Origin of the sequence: Actinoplanes oryzae (genome assembly GCF_030757795.1) — a bacterium.
In the GTDB taxonomy this organism is placed as follows: domain Bacteria; phylum Actinomycetota; class Actinomycetes; order Mycobacteriales; family Micromonosporaceae; genus Actinoplanes.
The window spans coordinates 1-412 of sequence record NZ_JAUQWH010000372.1 but is presented as its reverse complement, the minus strand read 5'-3'; the positions used below and the strand labels follow the sequence as shown (position 1 = coordinate 412).

Annotated in this window: 1 protein-coding gene; it reads right to left on the bottom strand. The window is 66.0% G+C overall.

All coding sequences use genetic code 11. The annotated features are described in order from the left end of the window. Positions 1–412, bottom strand: a 412-nt coding sequence (locus tag RBH18_RS43985) for an AAA family ATPase (RefSeq protein ID WP_306216465.1), incomplete at both ends; no start/stop codon positions are given.

Below are 412 nucleotides of genomic sequence, written 5' to 3'. Positions count from 1 at the left end.
TAGCGACACCGCCTTGGCCACGTCGCGCGTGCCCAGGTTGGTGGTCAGGATGATCACCGTGTTCTTGAAGTCCACGATGCGACCCTGGCCGTCGGTCAGCCGGCCGTCCTCGAGAATCTGCAGCAGCGTGTTGAAGACGTCGGCGTGCGCCTTCTCGATCTCGTCGAACAGCACGACCGAGAACGGCTTGCGCCGCACCTTCTCCGTCAGCTGGCCGCCCTCGTCGTAGCCGACGTAACCGGGAGGGGCACCGACCAGGCGCGACACGGTGTAGCGGTCGTGGAACTCCGACATGTCGAGCTGGATCAGCGCGTCCTCCGACCCGAACAGGAACTCCGCGAGGGCCTTGGACAGCTCCGTCTTACCGATGCCCGAGGGGCCGGCGAAGATGAACGAGCCGCTGGGGCGCTTC